The sequence below is a fragment of the Chelatococcus composti genome, from assembly GCF_014201415.1.
Classification (GTDB): domain Bacteria; phylum Pseudomonadota; class Alphaproteobacteria; order Rhizobiales; family Beijerinckiaceae; genus Chelatococcus_A; species Chelatococcus_A composti.
Map to the genome: position 1 here is coordinate 14,045 of NZ_JACHEH010000011.1, position 22,815 is coordinate 36,859.

At 68.0% G+C, this 22,815-nt stretch carries 21 protein-coding genes and 1 tRNA gene; 13 read left to right on the top strand and 9 right to left on the bottom strand.

The annotated features are described in order from the left end of the window. Positions 1-31: 31 nt before the first annotated feature. From lysA to HNQ73_RS16950, 10 genes are all read left to right on the top strand, one after another. Positions 32-1,309, top strand: a complete 1,278-nt coding sequence (gene lysA, locus HNQ73_RS16905) for a diaminopimelate decarboxylase (RefSeq protein ID WP_183336428.1) — start codon at positions 32-34, stop codon at positions 1,307-1,309. Positions 1,310-1,392: 83 nt separating this feature from the next. Beyond that, positions 1,393-3,924 carry a TIGR02302 family protein gene (locus HNQ73_RS16910; protein WP_244650271.1) on the top strand — a complete coding sequence of 844 codons (2,532 nt, stop codon included), beginning with the start codon at positions 1,393-1,395 and terminating at the stop codon, positions 3,922-3,924. Positions 3,925-4,025: 101 nt separating this feature from the next. After that, on the top strand, positions 4,026-4,211 hold the full coding sequence (locus HNQ73_RS16915) for a twin transmembrane helix small protein (RefSeq protein WP_183336430.1): 186 nt from the start codon (positions 4,026-4,028) through the stop codon (positions 4,209-4,211). Positions 4,212-4,448: 237 nt separating this feature from the next. Continuing rightward, positions 4,449-5,021, top strand: coding sequence for an acyloxyacyl hydrolase (locus HNQ73_RS16920; protein WP_244650270.1), 573 nt, complete (start codon positions 4,449-4,451; stop codon positions 5,019-5,021). Between the two features lie 6 nt (positions 5,022-5,027). Then, entirely contained in the window at positions 5,028-5,606 is a 579-nt protein-coding gene (locus HNQ73_RS16925; protein WP_183336434.1) for a cob(I)yrinic acid a,c-diamide adenosyltransferase, read from the top strand. A 52-nt stretch (positions 5,607-5,658) separates the two neighbouring features. Next, positions 5,659-6,372: a rhomboid family intramembrane serine protease gene (locus HNQ73_RS16930; RefSeq protein WP_183336436.1), complete on the top strand. Its 714-nt coding sequence runs from the start codon at positions 5,659-5,661 to the stop codon at positions 6,370-6,372. 157 nt (positions 6,373-6,529) lie between these two features. Then, on the top strand, positions 6,530-7,279 hold the full coding sequence (locus tag HNQ73_RS16935) for an electron transfer flavoprotein subunit beta/FixA family protein (protein ID WP_183336438.1): 750 nt from the start codon (positions 6,530-6,532) through the stop codon (positions 7,277-7,279). 1 nt (position 7,280) lies between these two features. Continuing rightward, positions 7,281-8,225 (top strand): electron transfer flavoprotein subunit alpha/FixB family protein, encoded by a 945-nt coding sequence (locus HNQ73_RS16940; protein WP_183336440.1) that lies wholly within the window; start codon positions 7,281-7,283, stop codon positions 8,223-8,225. A 171-nt stretch (positions 8,226-8,396) separates the two neighbouring features. Next, the gene (locus tag HNQ73_RS16945) at positions 8,397-9,278 is read left to right on the top strand and encodes a 3-hydroxybutyryl-CoA dehydrogenase (protein ID WP_183336442.1); all 882 of its coding nucleotides are present in this window, start codon (positions 8,397-8,399) and stop codon (positions 9,276-9,278) included. A gap of 145 nt (positions 9,279-9,423) precedes the next feature. After that, positions 9,424-9,996 (top strand): HNH endonuclease, encoded by a 573-nt coding sequence (locus HNQ73_RS16950; RefSeq protein ID WP_183336444.1) that lies wholly within the window; start codon positions 9,424-9,426, stop codon positions 9,994-9,996. Here the strand turns inward: HNQ73_RS16950 and HNQ73_RS16955 are convergent, their stop codons facing one another. After that, positions 9,997-10,518: a disulfide bond formation protein B gene (locus tag HNQ73_RS16955; RefSeq protein WP_183336446.1), complete on the bottom strand. Its 522-nt coding sequence runs from the start codon at positions 10,516-10,518 to the stop codon at positions 9,997-9,999. Between the two features lie 105 nt (positions 10,519-10,623). After that, positions 10,624-11,205 (bottom strand): YqaA family protein, encoded by a 582-nt coding sequence (locus tag HNQ73_RS16960; RefSeq protein WP_183336448.1) that lies wholly within the window; start codon positions 11,203-11,205, stop codon positions 10,624-10,626. Positions 11,206-11,466: 261 nt separating this feature from the next. Here HNQ73_RS16960 and HNQ73_RS16965 point away from each other — a divergent pair. Next, a tRNA-Leu gene (locus tag HNQ73_RS16965) sits at positions 11,467-11,551 on the top strand. Positions 11,552-11,605: 54 nt separating this feature from the next. Here HNQ73_RS16965 and HNQ73_RS16970 read toward each other — a convergent pair. Continuing rightward, positions 11,606-12,082, bottom strand: coding sequence for an Lrp/AsnC family transcriptional regulator (locus HNQ73_RS16970; RefSeq protein WP_183336450.1), 477 nt, complete (start codon positions 12,080-12,082; stop codon positions 11,606-11,608). A gap of 135 nt (positions 12,083-12,217) precedes the next feature. Here HNQ73_RS16970 and HNQ73_RS16975 point away from each other — a divergent pair, with 135 nt between their 5' ends. Next, positions 12,218-14,626 carry a transketolase gene (locus HNQ73_RS16975; protein ID WP_183336452.1) on the top strand — a complete coding sequence of 803 codons (2,409 nt, stop codon included), beginning with the start codon at positions 12,218-12,220 and terminating at the stop codon, positions 14,624-14,626. A 68-nt stretch (positions 14,627-14,694) separates the two neighbouring features. Here HNQ73_RS16975 and HNQ73_RS16980 read toward each other — a convergent pair whose 3' ends face one another. From HNQ73_RS16980 to HNQ73_RS17005, 6 genes are all read right to left on the bottom strand, one after another. Beyond that, the gene (locus HNQ73_RS16980) at positions 14,695-14,892 is read right to left on the bottom strand and encodes a hypothetical protein (protein ID WP_183336454.1); all 198 of its coding nucleotides are present in this window, start codon (positions 14,890-14,892) and stop codon (positions 14,695-14,697) included. 188 nt (positions 14,893-15,080) lie between these two features. Next, a complete protein-coding gene (kce, locus tag HNQ73_RS16985) occupies positions 15,081-16,004 on the bottom strand; it encodes a 3,5-dioxohexanoate:acetyl-CoA acetone transferase (protein ID WP_183336455.1) in 924 nt (307 codons plus the stop codon). Between the two features lie 32 nt (positions 16,005-16,036). Beyond that, on the bottom strand, positions 16,037-16,972 hold the full coding sequence (locus HNQ73_RS16990; RefSeq protein WP_183336456.1) for a 3-hydroxyacyl-CoA dehydrogenase: 936 nt from the start codon (positions 16,970-16,972) through the stop codon (positions 16,037-16,039). A 92-nt stretch (positions 16,973-17,064) separates the two neighbouring features. After that, positions 17,065-19,578 carry a branched-chain amino acid ABC transporter ATP-binding protein/permease gene (locus HNQ73_RS16995; RefSeq protein ID WP_183336463.1) on the bottom strand — a complete coding sequence of 838 codons (2,514 nt, stop codon included), beginning with the start codon at positions 19,576-19,578 and terminating at the stop codon, positions 17,065-17,067. Between the two features lie 10 nt (positions 19,579-19,588). After that, positions 19,589-20,467, bottom strand: a complete 879-nt coding sequence (locus HNQ73_RS17000) for a branched-chain amino acid ABC transporter permease (RefSeq protein ID WP_183336465.1) — start codon at positions 20,465-20,467, stop codon at positions 19,589-19,591. A 184-nt stretch (positions 20,468-20,651) separates the two neighbouring features. After that, positions 20,652-21,905: an ABC transporter substrate-binding protein gene (locus HNQ73_RS17005; protein ID WP_183336467.1), complete on the bottom strand. Its 1,254-nt coding sequence runs from the start codon at positions 21,903-21,905 to the stop codon at positions 20,652-20,654. 209 nt (positions 21,906-22,114) lie between these two features. Here HNQ73_RS17005 and HNQ73_RS17010 point away from each other — a divergent pair, with 209 nt between their 5' ends. Next, a complete protein-coding gene (locus HNQ73_RS17010; RefSeq protein ID WP_183336469.1) occupies positions 22,115-22,813 on the top strand; it encodes a GntR family transcriptional regulator in 699 nt (232 codons plus the stop codon). Positions 22,814-22,815: the final 2 nt, after the last annotated feature.

The window sequence follows — 22,815 nt, forward strand, 5'->3', positions numbered from 1 at the left end:
CAGAGCGGCCGCTTCGGCGGCCCGTCCGGCCATGCACCACTTTTCCTATCGCGACGACGTCCTTCACGCCGAGGACGTCGCGCTCACCCGTCTCGCCGACGCGGTTGGGACGCCGTTCTACTGCTATTCCACCGCGACGCTGACCCGGCACTACCGCGTGTTCGCGGAGGCCTTCGCCGGCGAGAAGGCGCTCGTCTGCTACGCGGTGAAGGCCAACTCGAATCAGGCGGTGCTCAGGACACTGGCGGATCTCGGCGCGGGCATGGACATCGTCTCGGCGGGCGAGCTTGCCCGTGCACTCGCGGCCGGCGTGCCGGGGCACAAGATCGTCTTTTCAGGCGTGGGGAAGACGAGGGAGGAGATGGCGGCGGCGCTCGACGCCGGCATCCTGTGCTTCAACCTCGAATCGGAGCCGGAGCTGGAAGCCCTGTCCGAGGTGGCGCAGTCGCGCGGGCAGGTCGCGCCCGTCTCGGTGCGCGTCAATCCCGACGTCGATGCGCGGACCCACGCCAAGATCTCGACCGGCAAGTCCGAGAACAAGTTCGGCATCCCCATCTCCCGCGCGCGGGAGGTCTATGCCCATGCCGCGAAGCTGCCCGGCATCGTCGTGCGCGGCGTGGACATGCACATCGGCAGCCAGATCACGGACCTCGAGCCGTTCGACAACGCTGCCGCGCTGCTCGCCGAGCTGGCGCGCGACCTGATGGCCGCCGGGCACAAGCTGCACCACATCGATTTCGGCGGTGGCCTCGGCATCCCCTATCGCCACGACGACCCGCCGCCGCCGGACCCGAAGGCCTATGCCGAGGTCATCACGCGCCACACCCGTGGCCTTGGCCTCGAGCTCGTCTTCGAGATCGGCCGCATGATCGCCGGCAACGCGGGCATCCTGGTGACGCGCGTCGTCTACGTGAAGCACGGCGAGGGCAAGACCTTCGTCATCGTCGACGCAGGGATGAACGACCTCATCCGGCCGACGCTCTACGAGGCGCACCACGACATCATCCCCGTCGTGCGGGCGGCGGATGCGGGCACGATCACGGCCGACGTCGTGGGGCCTGTGTGCGAAAGCGGCGACTATCTCGCCCTCGGGCGCCGGCTGCCCGAGGTGAAGGCGGGCGACCTTCTCGCCGTCATGACGGCGGGCGCCTATGGCGCGGTGCAGGCTTGCACCTACAACACGCGCCCGCTGGTGCCGGAGGTACTGGTGCGGGGCGGCGACGCCGCCGTCGTGCGGCCGCGCCCCAGCATCAGCGAGATGATCGCGCTCGACCGCATCCCCGACTGGCTCGACCACAAATCGGCGTGAGACGGGGTTATCCTCGCGTCCGGGCATGTTAACCTTCGTTCCGGTGGGGGCGGAGTGCCGGAAACGGCGCGTGGAGAACCCGCATGAGCGAAAGCCCGGCACGCGTGCCCGCACGTGCACGGCCCATGATCGATGAACGGCTGCGCGCCCTCACGGCGCGTGCCCGACTCGTCTTGTGGTGGGAGGCTTTGTGGCCGGCCCTGTGGTGGCCGCTCGGCACCGTCATCGTCTTCCTCATCCTGTCGCTTCTCGGCATCTGGGACCTGCTGCCCGTTGCCGCGCGCCCCTACGGCGTTGGCCTCGCCGCCCTGGCGCTGCTCGCCTCGCTCATCCCGCTCGTCCGCATCTCCCCGCCGACGCGGCAGCAGGCACTCGCCCGCATCGACCGCGATTCCGCGGCGCCGCACCGGCCCGCGGCGGCGCTGGCCGACAGCCTCGCCGGCGCACCGAGCGACCCCGGCACCCTCGCCCTGTGGGAAGCGCACCGGCAGCGCGCAGCCGCGGCAATCGATTCACTGCGCGTTGCGCCGCCCCGGCCCGGCATGGCGGCGCGCGACCCCTTTGCAGTGCGCGGCGGCCTCATCGTCGTGCTGGCGGCGGCGGCCTTTGCCGCCGGTTCGGACGTCCTCCCGCGCCTGACGACCGCCTTCGATTGGCAGGCGCCGCAGGCAGGCGGCCCGGCCTTTCGCGTCGACGGCTGGATCGACCCGCCGCACTACACGCGCCTGCCGCCGATCCTGCTCGACCTGCGCGACGGCGAGGAGCGCCATGCCCGGGCCCCCGTCGGCAGCACGGTTGTGGTGCGGGCAGCCGGCAGCGCCGAGCTCTCCGTGTCCGTGGGCCGCGGCCTCGTGCGCGCCGAACAGCCGACCACGGCGCCTGCCGGCCTCGTCGAGCACCGCTTCACGCTCGAGGCGGATGACGAGCTGGTGGTCTCCTCGAAGGCCGGCACCAGCCGGGTGGTCATCGAGGCGACACCGGACACGCCGCCGACGGTCGTCTTCTCCGACGAGCCGCGCAACAACACCCGCGGCAGCATCACCCTCACCTACCGCATGCGCGACGACTACGGCATCGATACGGCCGAGGCGCTCGTCGTGCCCCTGGGGCGCGAGGGCCGGCGGACGCTGGTGCCGCCACCGCGCATCCCGCTTGCGCTGCCGCTCGACCCGGCGGCGGATGAGGACACGCGCACCACCAATGACCTTTCCGCGAGCCCTTGGGCGGGCGCCACTGTGGCCATGACCCTCGTGGCCCGCGACCATGCTGGCCACGAAGGGCGCAGCGAGACGAAGACCGTCGTGCTGCCGCAGCGCCCCTTCACCAAGCCGCTTGCCAGGGCACTCGTGGAGCAGCGTCGCAACCTCGTGCTGGCGCCGGACGAGCGGGACCGCGTGCAGACTGCGCTCGACGCGCTGCTCATCGCGCCGGAGGATTTCACGCCGGAGCTCGGCGTCTTCATCGGCCTCAGCCTCGCCTCCAAGCGCCTTGCCGCCGCCAGGACCGACGAGGAACTGCTCGACGTCGCCGAGCTGCTGTGGGCGATGGCTCTCGAGATCGAGGACGGCGGCATGTCCCAGGCCGAACGCGACCTTCGCGCCGCACAGGAAGCACTGCGCGAGGCGCTGGAGCGCGGCGCGGACGAGGACGAGATCCGCCGCCTCACGGAGGAGCTGCGCCAGGCGATGAACAACTTCCTGCGCGAGTTCGCCCAGCGCATGCAGCAGAACCCTGGCCAGCCCAACCAGGCGCCGCCCAACGCCGATGCGCGCACCGTCACGCCGCAGGACCTCGACAACCTCCTCAACCGCCTCGAGGAGCTCGCCCGCCAGGGCGCCACGGCGGACGCCCAGCGCCTGCTCGACGAGCTGCGCAACATCCTCGAGAACCTCCAGACCGCGCGGCCCGACCAGGGAGGCGACCAGTTCTCGCAGGAAATGAACCGCGCGCTCAACGAGCTCGACGAGATGATGCGCGACCAGCGTAACCTGCGCGACGACACCTACCGGCAGAGCGCGCCGTGGTCGCAGCAGAACCGGCAGCGCCAGCGTCGCCCGCGAGGCGAGAATCAGCAGGCCCAGCCGGGGCAAGACGGCGAGCAGGGCGAGGACGGCCAGAGCCTCACCGAGCGGCAGCAGGCGCTGCGCGAGCGCCTCGAGGAGCTGCGCCGTCGCATGCGCGACTTTGGCCTGCAGGACGAGCCCGGCTTCGGCGAGGCCGAGGAGGCGATGAGGGAGGCGGAAGGCCAGCTCGGCCAGGGCCAGGCCGGCGACGCCGTCGACGCCCAGGGACGGGCTTTGGAAGCCCTGCAGCGCGGCGCGCAGGGCCTGGCGCAGCAGATGCAGGGCAACGGCCAACCGCAACAGGCCGACGGCTCCGACGGGCCACCCCGGCCGGGCGCCGCGGGCCCCGGCGGGCCCCGCAACGAGGATCCCCTCGGCCGGCCGACACGCAACCGCGACTGGTCGGATGGGCGCGTGCGCATTCCCGGTGCCGACGAATCAGCGGCGGTGCGGGCGCGACGCATCCTTGAGGAGCTGCGCCGGCGCCTTGGCGACCCGACGCGGCCGAGCGAGGAAATTGAGTATCTGGAGCGCCTGCTGCGGCGCAATTGACCCCGGACGGTTGCCCTGAAACCGGCAGCGAGACGATCCGTCGCTGCGCCCGGCCGAAGGACAGGGTTGGAGGCGACGCAAGGGAGCTCTAAAGCACGCTCATGACTGCCAATCTTCTCGTCTCCGTCGCCGTCGGCGTTGTCGCCGTCGTTCTCGTCCTCGGGCTGTTCAACATGCTGCGCGGGGGCAGCGCCGAGCGTTCGCAACGCCTCATGCGCCTGCGCGTGCTGCTTCAGTTCCTCGCCATTGTCATCATCATGCTCGTCGTTTGGATACGCGGCTTCTGACGGCGAGCGCCGCAGATCTGCAACACTCGCCTTAATACGACATTAACCATGCTGATTCAGGGTTGCCGCTGGTTCAGGCCCGCTTTATGCCTCGTACGTTGATCGGCATGCCTCTGAGCGGGAGGGGTGCTGGTTTTCTCCTCGCTGGCAGTTCTCCGCCCGGGAAACGGCCTCGTTTCCGTACTTCTAGAGTTGATGCCGATGACGCCGTTCCGCTCCGTTTCAGCTGCGTTCTGCTTGCCGGCAACTCTCTTTCTGGGCCTTCCGGCCAAGGCCGCCGATCTCGCGCCGCCTGCTCCCGTGGTCGACCAGGCCCCCTATGCGTCAAACAGCCTGGCGAGCTTCGTCTCGCAGCTGCGCCTCGGCGTTCTCGCGCACGACCCCGGTGGTAACGAGGACGGCTCGGTCGACATCATGGGCGAGATCGTCTTCGCCAAGCCGTGGCGGCACGAAAACCCGCTCGTCGACATGCTGCTGCCGACCTTCAACGCCGGCGTCAGCGCCAACACCGGCGGCAAGACGAGCTATGTCTTCGCCGGCCTCAACTGGCATGCCGACATCACGGACGCACTGTTCATCGAGGTCGATTTCGGCGGCGCCGTGCACAACGGCAAGGTGGGTGATGTCGTGCCCAACGGGCGGGATGCGCTCGGCTGCCGCGTCCTCTTCCGCGAGGCGGCGTCGATCGGCTATCGCTTTGCCCCCAACTGGAGCGTGCTGGCGACCGTCGAGCACCTTTCCAATGCCGGACTGTGCGACGACAATCGGGGCCTCACCAATGTCGGCGCGAAGCTGAGCTACCATTTCTGAGGGGCCATGGTCCGCCTCAACCGCATCTATACCCGCACGGGCGACGACGGCACGACCGGCCTCGCAACGGGGGCGCGCCGTCCCAAGTACGATCTGCGGATCGAGGCCTTCGGCTCTGTGGACGAGACTAATGCGTGCATCGGGCTGGCACGCCTGCACACGGGCAATGATGCCGCGCTCGATGCCATGCTGGCCCGCATCCAGAACGACCTGTTCGACCTCGGCGCTGATCTGGCGACGCCGGACGATGGCAAGCCGCTGTCCTACGAGCCCCTGCGCATCGTCGACGCGCAGGTGGCGCGGCTCGAGAGCGAGATCGACAGCCTCAACGCGCATCTGTCCCCATTGCGCTCCTTCGTCCTGCCGGGCGGCAGCCCTGCCGCGGCGGCCCTTCACCTCGCCCGCACTGTCTGCCGGCGGGCGGAGCGCCAGGTGGCCGCGCTCGCCGCGCGCGAGGACGAACCGGTGACACCCGCCGTCATTAGGTATCTCAACCGGCTGTCAGACTTCCTATTCGTCGCTGCACGCTATGTGAACGACAAGGGTGCGGCGGACGTGCTATGGGTACCGGGGCAGAACCGCTGAGCGTGGCCGAGGCGGCGCTGCCGCCGACCAATCCCGGGCCGGAGCGCTACCCATGTTTGTGCCGCTGCACGACGGCGTGCCGATGCGCAATCTCAAGGCGCCCTACGCCACCTATGCGCTCATCGTCGTCTGCGTCCTCGGCTACCTGCTGATTCTCGCCGATCCGGACATCCTGCCGGCGGACTGGGCGATCGCGGGGCTCGGCGTCATCCCGGGCGTGCTCTTCGGCTCCTACACCCTGCCGGAGGGGTTGCCGCTCGTGCCGGAGCCGGCGACGCTGCTGACGAGCCTGTTCCTGCACGTCTCCTTCCTGCATCTGGCCGGCAACATGCTGTTCCTCTGGGTCTTCGGCGACAATGTCGAGGACGCGATGGGGCACGGCCGCTTCATCCTCTTCTTCCTGCTGTGCGGCACCGCCGCCGGCCTTGCGCACGCCTTCGCCGTGCCTGGCTCTGACCGGCCGCTCGTTGGCGCCTCGGGCGCCGTCTCGGGCGTCGTTGCCGCCTATCTCATCCTGCATCCGCGCGTGCGGCTGTGGGGCCTGTTTTTCGCGCGCATCCCGCTCAGGCTGCGAGCCTATTGGGCCATCGGCTTCTGGCTCGCCTTCCAGCTCTTCCAGGCCCTCACCGCCACGGACGATTCGGTGGGCTGGTATGCGCATATCGGCGGCTTTGCCGCAGGTGCCGTGCTGGTCGTCATGTTGCGCCGCCGCGACCAGCCGCTTCTCGGCATCGCAGACGAGCCCCGGGAGACCAGAGACGCGTAAACGCTTATCGGCGTTGACAAGTTCGAACAGCCGTCGTTACGGTCCCCGGCGCCATGCGATTGCCTGTTGAAGCGGCAGGCGGTAGAGCAGTTTTGCTGCACCGCCACATGACGACAGGGCGCGCCATGTCGGTCCTCGGTCGAAAGGACTTAAGTCGATGAAGATCCTGGTGCCCGTGAAACGGGTCGTAGACTACAACGTCAAGATCCGCGTCAAGGCGGACGGCTCCGGTGTTGAGCTCGCCAACGTGAAGATGTCGATGAACCCCTTCGACGAAATCGCCGTCGAAGAGGCCATCCGTCTCAAGGAGGCGGGCAAAGCGAGCGAGATCGTCGTCGTATCCATCGGCCCGCAGCAGGCGGCCGAAACGATCCGTACCGGCCTTGCCATGGGCGCCGACCGCGGCATCCTCGTGAAGACCGACATCGCCACCGATCCGCTGGGTGTCGCCAAGGTACTGAAGAAGATCGTCGAGCAGGAGGCGCCCGGCCTCATCATCATGGGCAAGCAGGCCATCGACGACGACGCCAACCAGACCGGTCAGATGCTCGCCGCGCTGCTCGGCTGGTCGCAGGGCACCTTCGCGTCCAAGGTCGTGATCGGCGACGGCACGGTGGACGTGACGCGCGAGATCGACGGCGGCCTGCAGACGGTGACGCTGAAGCTGCCGGCTGTCGTGACGACGGACCTGCGCCTCAACGAGCCGCGCTACGCCTCGCTGCCCAACATCATGAAGGCGAAGAAGAAGCCCATCGACGAGACGACTCCCGAGGCGCTCGGCGTCGACGTGACGCCGCGCCTCAAGGTGCTGAAGACGACGGAGCCGCCCGCGCGCAAGGCCGGCGTGAAGGTGGGCTCGGTCGCAGAGCTCGTGCAGAAACTCAAGGACGAGGCGGGAGTTCTCTAAGATGACGACGCTGCTTCTCGCCAAACACGATAACAAGACCCTCAACGACGCCACGGCCAAGGCGCTCACCGCGGCCCGGGCGCTCGGCGCGCCCGTGCACATCCTCGTCGCCGGCGCCGGCTGCGGCGCGGTGGCCGAGGCGGCCGCCAAGCTCGAGGGTGTCGAGAAGGTGCTCCTCGCCGATGCCCCGCTCTACGAGCATCGCCTGGCCGAGCCGCTCGCCGAGCTCATCGTGTCGCTGGCCAGCGGCTATGATGCCCTCGTCGCCCCCGCCACCACGACGGGCAAGAACGTCATGCCCCGCGTCGCGGCGCTGCTCGACGTCATGCAGGTGTCGGAGATCACCAAGGTTGTCGCGCCCGACACGTTCGAGCGGCCGATCTACGCCGGCAACGCCATCCAGACGGTTCAGACGAGCGAGGCCAAGAAGGTCATCACCGTGCGTACCGCCGCCTTCCAGGCGACCGGCCAGGGCGGCTCGGCGCCGATCGAGTCCGTGGCCGCCGCGCGGGATCCGGGCCTCTCCTCCTTCAAGGGCGAGGAGCTGTCGAAGTCCGACCGGCCCGAGCTCACCTCTGCCCGCATCATCATTTCCGGCGGGCGGGCCCTTGGCTCGGCCGAGAACTTCACCAAGGTGATCGAGCCCATTGCCGACAAGCTGGGCGCCGCCATGGGCGCGTCGCGCGCGGCGGTCGATGCCGGCTATGCGCCGAATGACTGGCAGGTGGGCCAGACCGGCAAGGTCGTGGCACCGGAGCTCTACATCGCCGTCGGCATCTCGGGTGCCATCCAGCACCTTGCCGGCATGAAGGACTCCAAGGTCATCGTCGCCATCAACAAGGACGAGGAGGCCCCCATTTTCCAGGTGGCCGACTACGGCCTCGTCGCCGATCTCTTCACTGCCCTGCCGGAATTCGGCGAGGAGCTCGCGAAGATCGGCCGCTGACGCGTCAGGCCACGGCGACCGCCGCAAGCGGTTTCCGTGGCTTTCGCTCTGGAGAGTGATAAAACAGGGCGCGGAACAGCCGCCGGCTGCCGCGCTCGCTGGCTTTTGTGAGCCGCCACGTGCGCCTGCCGGCGATGGTCGGCTGGCATCGACAGGGATGGATTGGACTTCATGTCTCAGCAGATCCGGACAGTAGGCATCATCGGCGCAGGGCAGATGGGCAACGGCATCGCCCATGTCTGCGCCCTCGCCGGTTACGACGTCGCGCTCAATGACATCAGCGAGGAGCGCATCAACGCCGGGCTTGCGACAATCAACGGCAATCTTTCCCGCCAGGAGGCGAAGGGCCAGATCACCGAGGCTGACAAGCAGAAGGCGCTTCAGCGCATCACGCCCGCCCTCTCCTACGAGGCGCTGTCGAACTGCGATCTCGTCATCGAGGCTGCAACCGAGAACGAAGAGACGAAGCGCAAGATTTTCGAGGCGCTCTGCCCCGCCCTGCCGCCGGAGACGATCATCGGCACCAATACCTCGTCGATCTCCATCACCCGGCTCGCCTCGACGACCGACCGGCCGGAACGCTTCATCGGCATCCACTTCATGAATCCTGTGCCGGTGATGCAGCTCGTGGAGATCATCCGCGGCATCGCCACCGAGGATTCGACCTTCGAGACCATCAAGGCGTTCGTTGCCAGCCTCGGCAAGACGGCGACGCTGGCCGAGGACTTCCCGGCCTTCATCGTCAACCGCATCCTCCTGCCGATGATCAACGAGGCGATCTACACCCTCTACGAGGGGGTCGGCTCGGTGGAATCGATCGACACGGCCATGCGCCTCGGCGCCAATCACCCGATGGGGCCGCTGCAGCTGGCCGACTTCATCGGCCTCGACACCTGCCTGTCGATCATGCAGGTGTTGCACGACGGACTCGCCGATTCGAAGTACCGCCCCTGCCCGCTCCTCGTGAAGTATGTCGAGGCCGGCTGGCTCGGCCGCAAGACGAAGCGTGGCTTCTACGACTATCGGGGGGACCATCCGGTTCCGACCCGCTGAGGCGTCCTCCCCGGGGGCCGGCTGCGGCAATGGCGCAGCCGCCACCCCCATCTTGGCGCTTCACAAGCCCGTCACACGGTTTATAGACTATCCGCGCTGATGGATTCGCACGTCGCGTGCGAGCCCCCAACCAGCGGAGGCGCCCGTGACGGTGCACGTGCCTCACTCGACGGTGTCGCCGGATGCCTGCCCGGCCCTGGTTCTCAACGCCGACTATAGGCCGTTGAGCTACTATCCTCTGTCGCTCTGGGGCTGGCAGGACGCGATCAAGGCCGTCTTCCTCGACCGGGTCAACATCCTCTCGCACTACGACCGGACAGTCCGAAGTCCCAGCTTCGAGATGCGCCTGCCTTCGGTCGTCTGCCTCAAGACCTACGTCAAACCGTCACGACAACCCGCGTTCACCCGGTTCAACGTTTTTCTCCGCGATCGTTTCACCTGCCAGTATTGCGGCTCCCGCGAAGACCTCACGTTCGACCATCTCATTCCGCGGTCGAAGGGCGGGCAGACCACCTGGGACAACGTCGTCACCGCCTGTTCCCCCTGCAACCTGCGCAAGAGCGACCGCCTGCCCGAGGATGTCGGGATGTGGCCGAGCCAGATGCCCTTTGCGCCCAGTGTGCAGGATCTGCACCGCAACGGCCGCCTGTTCCCGCCCAACTACCTGCACGAGAGCTGGCTCGACTATCTCTACTGGGATACCGAGCTCGAGCCTTGATCAGCCGCGCGTCAGCGCCGCCTTCGCGCCGAGCGCCGCCATGGCCGCGATGGCCACCGAGATCACCGCATTCCAGCCCGCCAGCGATAGACCGAGGAAGCGCCAGGCCGCCTCGGTGCAGCTGACGACGCGCACGCTCTTGAGGCTCTGCAGGAAGTCGCCGACCATTGCGGGATTGGGGCCGCCCGTGCCGGCGCAGTCACTCGGCCCGAGCCACCAGCCCCATTCGACGCCGGCGTGATAGACGCCAAGCCCCGCGCTGACGAGGAAGACGACGGCAAGGAGGAGGAGCCCGATGCCGCTCGCCCGCTCCAGCGCCGGCCGCGGCGGCAGGAGAGCGAGAACGAGGGCGACGGGCATCGCCACGTAGTAGGGATTGCGCTGCATGAGACAGAGCGGGCACGGCCGCAGGCCGAAGCCGTGCTCGAAGACGAGCGCCCCGCCGATCGTCACGGCCGCGGCGAGCAGGACGGCAAGTGCAACGCGCCGCGGGCTCGCCAGAAACTCGGCCAATGCGTTCATCCTCGTCCTCCGTCAGCGCCACCCGAGGGCGGCATGTTTCCTCGCGCGATGCAATTGGCCACAGGCCGTTTCAGCTTGCATCTCACGATCGGCTGAACCGGAGCGTCAGAAAAGCAGGGTAGCGGCCGCGAAACCACCGACGATGAGCACGATGGCAGAGGTGGCGACCAGCGTCAGGTGCTCATCGAGCAGCCGGCGGATGGGTTCGCCGAAGCGATGCATAACGCCCGCCACGAGATAGAAGCGGATGCCGCGCGTGATGACGGACAGGACCACAAACCAGAATAGGTCGTAGCCGGCGAAGCCCGAGGTGATGGTGACGAGCTTGTAGGGGATCGGCGTCAGCCCCTTCAGCAGGATCACCCAATGGCCGTATTCGGCATAGGCGCTGCGGAAGGCATCCACCTTGTCGCCATAGCCGTAGAGCGTGATGAGCCACTGCCCGAGCGAATCATACAGCAGGGCACCGATCGCATAGCCGAGGAGGCCGCCGGCGACCGAAGTGACCGTGCAGACCATGGCATAGAACCAGGCCCTGTCCGGGCGCGCCAGAGCCATGGGCACGAGGACAACATCCGGCGGCACGGGAAAGAACGAGCTCTCCGAAAAGGAGACCGCGCCGAGCGCCCAGGTGGCGCGGGGCCGGCTGGCGAGGGAGAGCGTCCAGTCGTAGATGCGTCGGAACATCAGCTTCGCTTACCGGGCAGACAGGCGATTGTCCATTGCCATCGCGAGGGAGCCACCTATAGGCATGCCGGGTTGGCGGAACCACCCCTTTCGGGTACGGGCGGCTCTCGCCGGTTCCGGCCAACCGGCCAAAACAGTGAATTGCGGCTGAGGGCCCATCCACCGGCGCGTGGACCTATGTTACTGGAATAGATTGACAAAGTTCTTTCGCGCTGCTGCTGGCATTTCGCCGGCGGCTGTCGTATACGAGCATCCGGCCGCGCGGGCGTGGCGGAATTGGTAGACGCAGCGGACTCAAAATCCGCCGGAGCAATCCTTGTCGGTTCGAGTCCGACCGCCCGCACCATCCTTTCCTTCCGATCCCATCCCCCGGAGCGTGTTGCGGCGCCCCGAAAAGTTGTCAGCGCAGCGGCAGCACGTGGGTGTGCTTGACCTGCTCCAGCGCGAAGCTCGACTCGATGGAGGCGACGCCGTCGAGGCGTGTCAGCTTCTCCTTCAGGAAACGCTCGTAGGCCGGCAGGTCGGCGCAGACGACGCGCATCAGGTAGTCGCGCTGGCCGGTCATGAGGTAGCACTCCATCACCTCGGGCCAGCGCGACACGGTGGCGGCGAAGCGGTCGAGCTCCTCCTCCCGCTGGCGCTCGAGCTTGATGGAGATGAAGACACTCACCGGCAGGTCAACGGCCGCCTGGTCGACCACCGCCACATAGCCGCGGATGACGCCGGCCGCCTCGAGCAGGCGCACGCGGCGCAGGCAGGGCGATGTGGTGAGGCCGACCTTCTCCGCCAGCGCCTGGATGGTGATGCGCCCATCCTCCTGAAGGGCGGCAAGAATGCGCCGGTCGATGGCGTCGAGCTCGATGTGGCGTTTTTTCATCGTGAAGGCCGTCTCACCTTTCCATAATTGCCACAATCAGATCCCGCACTGGCAAATTTGGCAAGTTCTGCCACGCCGCCCGCCTTAGGCTATCCTTGTTGCGGCGGTTGCCGCCCAGAAGACAGAGGGACTGCCATGAGGGACGAGCACCTCGCCTATCTCGCCGCCCTGGAGAAGAAGGTGCTGTGGCTGGCAACGTGGACCATCCACCACGCCAACCACATCAGGGGCAACGACGACGGGCTCAAGATCGGTGGGCACCAGGCCTCCTCCGCCTCGCTCGCCACCATCATGACGGCGCTCTACTTCTCGGCCCTGAGGCCGCAGGACCGCGTGGCGGTGAAGCCGCACGCGAGTCCCGTCTTCCACGCCATCCAGTACCTCCTCGGCAACCAGAGCAAGGAGAAGCTCGTCGATTTCCGTGCCTATCGGGGCGCCCAGTCCTACCCCTCGCGCACCAAGGACATCGACGATGTCGATTTCTCCACCGGCTCCGTCGGCCTCGGCGTGGCGCAGACGCTGTTCGCCTCGCTGGTTCAGGACTACGTGAAGGCCCGCGGCTGGGCGAAGGACTGGCCGGAGGGCCGCATGGTCGCCCTCGTCGGCGATGCCGAGATGGACGAGGGCAACATCTTCGAGGCGCTGCTGGAAGGCTGGAAGCAGGGCCTGCGCAACTGCTGGTGGATCATCGACTACAACCGCCAGAGCCTCGACGCTGTGATCCGCGAGGGCCTGTTCGCGCGTTTCGAGGCGCTGTTCTCCGCCTTCGGCTGGGAGGTGGTGACGCTGAAGTACGGCTCCCTGCTGGAGGCGGCGTTCCGCGAGGAGGGCGGCGAGGCCCTGCGCCGCTGGATCGACACCTGCCCTAACCAGCTCTATTCGGCGCTGACCTTCCAGGGCGGCGCCGCCTGGCGCCGGCGCCTCCTCGACGACATCGGAGACCAGGGGCCCGTCACCGCGCTCATCGAGCGGCGCAGCGACGAGGAGCTGGCGCGGCTGATGACCAACCTCGCCGGCCACGACCTGCCGTCGCTTCTCGCCGCCTTCGAGAAGGCGCAGACGCACGACAGGCCGGTGGTCTTTATCGCCTATACCATCAAGGGCTTCGGCCTGCCGCTCGCCGGCCACAAGGACAACCATGCCGGGCTGATGACGCCGGCCCAGATGGAGGGCTTCCGCAAGGCGATGAACATCCGCCCTGGGCACGAATGGGACAGGTTCGAGGGCCTCGACATCGATGAGCGCAAGCTGCAGGCCTTCCTCGATGCCGTGCCCTTCAATGCCCGCGGGCCGCGGCGGCTCCGCGCCGCGCGCGTGCCCGTGCCGAAGGAACTGCCGACGCCGCGGCAGGCAGAAATGTCGACCCAGCAGGGCTTCGGCCTCGTGCTCAACGAGATCGCCCGCTCCGACACGGCGCTCGCCGAGCGTATCGTCACCACCTCGCCGGACGTGACGGTGTCGACCAATCTCGGGCCATGGGTCAACCGGCGCGGGCTCTTCGCACGCGAGACGATGGTGGACACGTTCAGGCAGGAGCGCATCCCCTCGACCTACAACTGGGAGTTCTCGCCCAGGGGCCAGCACATGGAGCTCGGCATTGCCGAGATGAACCTCTTCATCATGCTCTCGGCCCTCGGCCTCTCGCACAGCCTCTTCGGCGAGCGGCTGCTGCCCGTCGGCACGCTCTACGATCCCTTCATCGCCCGCGGGCTCGATGCGCTGAACTATGCCTGCTACCAGGATGCCCGCTTCCTCCTCGCCGCCACGCCCTCGGGCATCACGCTGGCGCCCGAAGGGGGTGCTCACCAGTCCATCGCAACCCCGCTCATCGGCATGGCGCAGGACGGCCTCGCCGCCTTCGAGCCGGCTTTCGTCGACGAGCTTTCCGTCATCATGCGCTTTGCCTTCGACTACATGCAGCGCAATGGCGAGGACGGGGACGATGACGGCAGCGCCTCGCGCTCATGGCTGCGCGACGAGACGGGCGGCTCCGTCTACCTGCGCCTGTCGACGCGCCCCATTGCCCAGCCGCAGCGCACGATGAGCGCGGAGCTTGCCCGCGACATCATCGACGGGGCCTACTGGCTGCGCGAGCCGGGGCCGAATGCCGAGATCGTCGTGGCCTACACCGGCGCCATCGCGCCGGAGGCGATCGCCGCCGTCGGCCTGATGGCCGAGGACCGGCGCGACGTCGGCCTGCTCGCCGTCACCTCGGCGGATCGCCTCAATGCGGGCTGGACGGCGGCGAGCCGGGCCCGCGAGCGCGGCCTCGTCCACGCGCGCAGCCACATCGAGCGGCTTTTCGAGAAGCTGCCGCCCCACTGCGGCATCGTGACGGTGCTCGACGGCCACCCGGCGACGCTCGCCTGGCTCGGCGCTGTCGGCGGCCACCGCACGCGCTCTCTCGGGGTCGAGCATTTCGGGCAGACGGGCAGCCTCGCCGACCTCTACCGGCATTACGGCATCGACACTGAGGCCATCATAACCGCGGCGCAGACGCTGGCTCCCGGCCGGCCGATCCGGCACCTTCGGGCACTCGGCTGAACGAAAGAACCCGGAGGCACGCCGGCCTCCGGGTTCCGCATCTCGCAAGGCGTCAGGGCAAGCCGCGCTCAGTACCCGCGACCGCCGCCGAGCACATCGCCGCCAAAACGGTCGTCCCGCGGCAGGGGCGACTGGATCAGCTGGTCCTCGACATATTTCGGCGTGCCGGACGGAATGTCTCCACCCGGGCCCGAACGTGACGTATTGCAGGCGGCGAGCGTGAGGGCGAAGCCCGCAGCGGCGAGCGCCACAACGAAGCGCGGCATGGAACCTCCTTGAGTCTCAGGTGCCGCTCATTCGACATGAGCGTCTTCCCGCGTGCAAGCAAGAAGAGACGCGCGGAACAACTTCACCACAGCGATGGGCTTTGCTGCAACACTTCGGCCCGGGCGGACATGGCCGCCGAGGGCGGCCATGCCCGTCCGCTGCCCTCCGGTCGCCGCGCCATGCGGCCTCAGAAGGCCACCTGATCGCCCCCCTTGAGGTCGAGGATCTGCCGTGCTTCGTCCGGCGTCGCGATCTCGAGGCCGAGCCCCTCGATGATCTGGCGGGCGAGCCGCACCTGCTCGGCGTTCGACTCGGCGAGCTTGCCAGGCCCCGCCCACAGGGAATCCTCCAGCCCCACGCGCACATTGCCGCCCATGGCCGCGCCCATGGCCGCGATCGGCAGCTGGTTGCGGCCGGCGCCGAGCACGGACCACTGGTACTGGTCACCGAACAGCCTGTCGGCCGTGCGCTTCATGTGCATCACATCCTCCGGGTGGGCGCCGATGCCGCCGAGCAGGCCGAAGACCGTCTGCACGAACAGCGGCGGCCTGACGAGGCCCGCATCGAGGAAGTGCGCCAGATTGTAGAGGTGGGCCGTGTCGTAGCACTCGAATTCGAAGCGCGTGCCGGAATCCGACAACGTGCGCAGCACGTATTCGATGTCCTGGAAGGTATTGCGGAACACGATGTCCTTGTTGGCGAGGTGTTTTTCCTCCCAGTCGTGCTTGAATTCCTTGAAGCGCCTCAGCATGCCGAAGAGGCCAAAGTTCATGGAGCCCATGTTGAGCGAGGCGACCTCGGGCTTCCAGGTCGCGGCGGGCTTTACGCGCTCCTGGACCGTCATGTAGGGCGCGCCGCCCGTCGTCAGGTTCACCACGCAGTTCGAGCGCTGCTTGATGATCTTGAGGAAGGGCTCGAAGGCCTCGGCCGACTGGTCGGGCTGGCCGGTCTTGGGGTTGCGGGCGTGCAGGTGGACGATGGCCGCCCCGGCCTCGGCGGCGCCGATGGCGGCGTCCGCGATCTCCTCCGGCGTCACCGGCAGGGCGGGCGACATGGAGGGCGTGTGGATGGCTCCGGTGACGGCGCAGGTGATGATGACTTTGCGGGCCATGTGACACTCCAGATGTTCTGGGAGGAAGGACGTCAGGGTTCGCGGGGGGCGCTCGCCTTGTGCGCGGCGAGCGCGGCAAGGCGCCGGTTGCGCCACTCGCTGCGCGCGGCGATGCGCTCGGGGCTGCCGGAGCCGTGCCAGGCAGCGAGAATCTTCTCGACATTCTGCGGATCGTAGACCTCCGGCGGGGCCGGGTCGGCCGCAAGGCGCCTGTAAAAGCCGGTGTAGCGGGCACAGTAGTCGGCCATGCCGCCGGGCGCGTTGAGCTCGATGGTCTCGAACGGCCCCATGAAGGACCAGCGCAGGCCCAGCCCGTCCTTGACGGTGTGGTCGAGATCCTGCGGCGAGACGTAGCCTTCCTCGACGAGGCGGAAGGCTTCCGCGAGAAGCGCCCCCTGCAGGCGGTTGAGGATGAAGCCGTCGATCTCCTTGCGCACGGTGATGGGCACCTGGCCGACGGCCTGGTAGATGGCGCGGGCGCGTTCCATCGTCTGGGGCGACGTCCACGGCGCACCGCACAGCTCCACCACCGGCACGAGGTGCGGCGGGTTGACGGGATGAGCGACGAGGCAGCGCGCGCGGCCCGGCAGATCCTCGGTGAAGCGGGAGGCGACGATGGCCGACGTCGAGGAGGCGAGGATGGCGTCGGGCTTCGCCAGCCGGTCGAGATCGCTGTAGATGGCCCGCTTGGCCTCCAGCTTCTCCGGCCCGTTCTCCTGCACGATGTCCGCCTCGTCCACCGCCTCGGCGAGGGAGCCTGCGGCGCGCGCCCGGGCGGCCACGGCTGCCGCATCGTCGACGAGCCCGTGGCGGGCGAGTTCCTCGCATTCGCAGGCTATGAGCGTCGGCGCGTCAGCGAGGGTTGGCCGATGCGGATCCCAGAGGCGCACGTCCCAGCCGGCACGGGCGAAGACGATGGCCCAGGCCCGGCCGATGAGGCCCGATCCAACAATGGCGGCGGTTGGCATGTGTCAGGTTCTCCCAAACGACTGTTCCTCGAGGGAACGCCACGGCGGCGCTCCGCCTCGCCCGCTCCCCGGCGGGGAGAAGCGATCCTTCCTCACAGCCACAGCACCTTGCGGCGCAGGTCGAGATCCTCGCGCAGCGCCTTGGACGGGCCGGCGTGGATGACCTCGCCGCGCTCCAGCGCCACCGTCTGGTCGGACAGGGCGAGCGCCAGATCGAGGTGATGGTCGACGATGATGATGGCGACTTCCCTGCGCAGGCGGTCGAAACTCTCGAAAAGCTGCTCGACCACCGCCGGGGCGAGGCCCTCGAAGGGCTCGTCGAGCAGCAGCACGCGCACGTCGCCCGACAGCGCCCGCGCCACTGCCACCATCTGCTGCTCGCCGCCGGACAGGTAGTCGGCCGGTGTGTCGAGCCGCTCCCGGATGCGGGGGAAGTAGTCGAAGATACGCTCCAGATCCCAGTGGATGCCGTTGCCCGTGCGGCGCTTGAGGCGGCCGAGTTCCAGGTTCTCGGCCACCGTCATGCCGGCAAAGAGGCCCCGCCCCTGCGGCACGTAGCCGATGCCGAGGCGTGCGACCTCCGCCGGAGGACGACCAACGAGCTCCTCGCCCGCCAGGCGGACGGAGCCGCGCGCCGCCGGCGCGATGCCGACGAGCGACTTCAGCAGCGTGGACTTGCCCGCACCGTTGCGGCCGAGCAGCGCCACGATCTCGTTCTGGTGCACGGTGAAGCTGACGCCGTTCAGGATGTGGCTCTTGCCGTAGTAGGTGTGGACGTCGTCGAGCGTCAGGATGGGCTCCGGGCGCGCCGCCGTCTCGCGGGGCTTGGCCGCGACGTGGGCGGCGCCGGAGCCGATGTAGACCTCCTGCACCTTCGGGCTCGAGCGCGCGTCCTCCACGGTGCCGTCGAGCAGCACGCGCCCCTCGTTCATCACCGTCACATGGTCGGCAAGCTTGAAGACGCGGTCGATGTCGTGCTCGACGAGCAGCACCGGCACGTCGGCCGACAGGCGCTTGATGATGTTGCCGATGCGCTCGCGCTCGGCCGCGGCGAGGCCGGCGAGCGGCTCGTCGAGCAGCAGCATGCGCGGCCGCGTGGCGAGCGCCAGGCCCATGTCGAGCAAGCGCTGGCCGCCGTAGGAGAGCGAGCCGGCCTCCGCGCGCTCGATGCCGGCGACGCCGAGATAGCGCATGAGCTCGGTCGTCTCGCGGTTGATGTCCTCGATCGCGTGCGCCTGCCGGAACAGGTTGAACCGCGCCGGGTGGCGCGCCTGGACGGCAAGGCGGATGTTCTCCTCCACACTGAGCGCCGGGAAGAGGTTGGTGATCTGGAACGAGCGGCCGATGCCGGCGCGGCAGATCTTCTCCGGCGCCATGCCGGCGATGGAGCGCCCGGCGAGCGTGATGGTGCCCTCGTCCGGCACGTACATGCCCGACAGCAGGTTGAAGGCCGTTGTCTTGCCGGCGCCATTGGGGCCGATGAGCGCGTGCAGGGTGCGGTCCCTGACGGCGATGTCGAGGCCCTGGACGGCCTTGATCCCGCCGAAGTGCTTGACGACGCCGCGCGCCTCGAGCAGTGCGCCGTCCGACTGTTCGGCGGGCTTCAGGAAGTCTGGCAGCGGCAGGTCCTCCACCTTGCGCGATGCCATCGCGGCGGCCTCCTCCGCCTTCCTGCGGAAGGGCGCGAGAACACGCTCGCCGATGCCGATGAGGCCGGTGGGCGAAAAGACGATGAAGGCGACGAAGAGCAGGCCGAACCAGAACAGCCAGTTCTCTGTGTAGATCGACAGGAACTCGCGGAAGAGGATGAAGAACAGCGCCCCGAGCGCAGGCCCGAGGAAGCTGCGCATCCCTCCGATGACGACCATGGCAAGCAGCTCGCCGGAAAAGGCCACCGACAGCGGCTCGGCCGAGGTCATGCGGTTCTTGTAGAGCAGCAGCATGCCGGCAAGGCCGGTGATGACCGCCGAGACGACGAAGGCGATGAGCTTGTAGCGGTTCGTCGCGTAGCCGAGGAAACGCGCGCGCTGCTCGTTCTCGCGGATAGCGACGAGCACGGTGCCGACAGGCGAGTTGTGGAAGCGCCACAGCAGCACGACCACGAGGAAGCCGACCGCAGCCACGAACCAGTACCAGGCGGTGGAACTCTCGAAGTCGATGCCGAACCACTGCGGGCGCGTGATGCCCCCGAGCCCGTTCTCGCCGCCGGTCACCTCCGTCCAGCGGAAGGCGACGACATAGAGCATGGCGGCAAGCGCCAGCGTCATCAGCGAGAAATAGACGCCGCGGCGGCGCAGGATGAGATAGCCGAACACCGTCGAGACGACGAGCACGGCACCGAGGCCGAGGAGGACGGGCGCCACGAACGAGCCTGGAAAGAGCTCGCGCTGGGCGATGCCGGCGATGTAGGCCGCCATGCCGAACCAGGCCCCGTGGCCGAAGGAGATGAGCCCGGTGTGGCCGGCCAGGATGTTCAGCGCCATGCAGGCGATGGCGAAGATGACCACCTCCGCCGCCGAGGTCATGGTGAGGCCAAGCGCCAGCAGCACGGGCGGCAGGGCGAGGAGCCCGACGGCTGCGATGACGAGCGGGGAATATCGCTTCATCTGATGCGCCTCACTCGAAGCGGGTGATGCGCTCGCCGAACAGGCCACGCGGCCTGAACAGGAGGACGAGGAACATGAGGAGGTAGATGGCGGCGGTGGAGCCGGCGGAATAGCCGAACGCCACCATCAGGCCCTTGACGAGGCCGACGAGCACTGCCGCGACGACGACACCCCAGAAGGAGCCGAGCCCGCCGATCACGACGACGACGAAGGCCGGCGTGATGATCTCCGCCCCCATGGCGGGATGGACGGAATAGATCGGCGCCAGCAACACGCCGGCGAGCCCGGCAAGGCCGATGCCAAGGGCCGCAACGGCCGACATGTAGGGCTGCAGCGAGATGCCGAGCGCCCCCACCATGTCCGGATTCTGTACGCCCGCCCGTACGACGCGGCCGAAGGCCGTCTTCTGCAGCAGGAACCACAGCGCGGCAACGCAGGCCACGGCGACGAGCAGCAGGATCGAGCGGTAGAAGGAGTAGATGAAATCGCCGATGAACACCTGCCCCCGCAAGGCCTGCGGGATGGAATAGGACAGGGGCGGCGCGCCGAAGATCATGCGCAGCGCCTGCTCCGCGACCATCGCGAGCCCGAAGGTGAGCAGCAGCGAATAGATGGGATCGGTGCGGTAGAAGCGCGTGAACAGGACACGCTCGATGAGTACGCCGAGCAGCGCCACTGCGACCGGCGAGACGACGAAGGAACCGCCGAAGCCGATGTAGGGCGACAGGACGAGCGTCAGATAGGCGCCGATGGCATAGAAGGCGCCGTGCGCCAGGTTGACGATGCCGCCGAGCGAGAAGATCAGCGACAGGCCGAGCGCGATGAGCAGGTAGTACACACCGTCGAGCAGGCCGTTGAGCACCTGCTGGAGAAAGAGCGTGAAGGTCACGAGGTCATGCTCCGGCGGTCGTTACGGCAAGGGGCGTCTCCTCCCCTCTCCCTGCGCCACGGAATCCCAGGGCGTGCTCTTGAAAGAGGCGGGCATCCGCGGGCGGGCGGACGGACAGCTCCAGCCCGCGCGACATGGCGTGACCGGGGCCGGCCGCGCCGGCCCCGGTATGAGAGAGGAAAACTCAGGCCTGGAAGGTGCAGGCGTTCTCCTCGCGCGTCGCTGCGATCGCGTCGAGCGGCTCGTTCGGCCCCGGCACGGGGCCGGAGGAGGTGAAGATGTCCCACTCGTTGGTGATCTTGTCCGCCGGCAGCGCCGTGATGGCGTACATCTCGTGCATGAGCTGGTGGTCGAAGTCGCGGAAGTAGCCCTCGCGCGTCTTCAGCACGTCGAACTTCGCCCCCTTTTCCCAGTGCTCGACGAGCTTCTCGGAGTCTGTCGACTTCAGCTCGTTCATCGACTGGGCAATGATCTTGAGTGCGACGTACTCGCCCCAGGCCTGGTTTTCCGGCGGCTTGCCGTACTTCTTGACGAAGGCCTCGGTGAAGGCCTTCGAGCCGGGCGTCTCGAGGAGGTGGTGCCACACCACCGGCCAGGTGCCCACGAAGTTGCCCTTCCCGGCTGCCCAGGCGAGCGCCGTGTCGAAGCCGAAGCCGCCGATGGGGAAGGTGAGGCCGAACTCGGCATACTGCTTGAGGAAGTTGGTAATCTGCGCACCGGCGAGGTTGAGCACCACGAGGTCCGGGTTCGCCGAGCGGATCTTGATGAGATAGGCGGAGAAGTCTGTCGCGTCGGTCGGCACGAGTTCATCGCCCACGAACTCGCCGCCGTTGGCCTCCATGAATCGCTTGGCGACCGAGAGCAGGTCGTGCCCGAAGGCATAGTCGGCAGTGAGCGAATACCACTTCTTGCCCTTGACCAGCCCCTCCTCCAAGAAGGAACGGCCGACCGATTTCACGTACATGGAGTTCTGTGACTCCACATGGAACATGAAGCGCTTGCAGTCCTTGCCCCGCAGCGCGTCGGAATTGCCGCCGGTGTTGACGAAGAGCGTCTTCGTGCGCTGGGCGACCTGGGCGATGGTGAGGCAGGAGGCCGAGGAAATCTCGCCGATGATGCACGCCACCTTGTCACGCTCCACCATGCGCTCAGCCTTGGTGGACGCGGTTTGTGGATTGACCGAATCCTCCTTCAGGATCTCGACCTTGCGACCGAGGATGCCGCCGGAGGCGTTGATCTCTTCCACCGCCAGATCGGCGGCCATGACGGCATATTCGCCGAGCGGGCCGAGGAAACCCGTGCGGGGCGTGAGATGGCCGAAGCGGATGACGTCGGACTGTGCGCGCACGATGGCCGGCATGCCGAGCCCGGCGACGAGCGCCGTGCCGGCCGCCCCTTTGAGCAGACCGCGACGGGACAGATGATCCTTGGTTGTCATGACCTCCCCCTTGGGTTCTGGCCGCTGCATGCGGCGCCGTTTCCATCCCCCTCGACCGACGCTGCGGCGTCGGCCATCCCAGTCACCGGGGCCGAAGCCCCGCAAGCACCGCATCTCTGACCGGACGCGTTCGCAGCTTGCCGTGATCTGTGATCACAGTTAGGTTTTCCCATATCTCGGCCGATGTCGAGTCCTTTTTGAGGTTGCCCGTGCCGCTCGCCCCCGCCCTCAACGAGATCGCGCCGCTCACCCGCCAAACGCTGGGTGACCGCACCTATGCCCAGCTCAGCGAGCTTCTCGTGTCCGGCCGGCTGGCGCCGGGCGACAGGCTGTCCCTCCGGGGCGCGGCAGAGGCGCTCGGTGTCTCGATGATGCCGGTGCGCGAGGCGGTGAGCCGGCTCGTGGCTGACGGGGCGCTCGAGGTGACGCCCAACCGGGCCGTGCGCGTGCCGATCATGACGACGGAGCGGTTCCGTGACCTCGCGCGCGTGCGCATCGAGATCGAGGGCTATGCGGCAGAACAGGCGGCTCTCCTGCGCAACGACGAGGATCTTGCCGCCATCGCCCGCGCCGAGGAGGCGTTCCGGCGGGAGAGCTATGCTGAAAAGCCCGACGCGCCGCTGTCGGTCGAGCTCAACAAGAACCTGCATTTCGCCATCTACGAGGCGGCGCGCTCGCCGATCCTCGTCGAGATCATCCGCGGGCTGTGGCTGAAGGTCGGCCCTATCCTCAACCTCGACCTCAGGGCCAACCCGCACCGGCTGGCGAGCGGCGGCGCGCGGGAGCGGCACGCCGCAGCCCTCGCCGCCATCATCGCCAGGGATGGCGCTGCGGCGCGCGCCGCCATCGCCGAGGACATCAGCAATGCGGCCGAGTTCATCATCTCCCGCGGGCAGCTCGCCGACTGAAG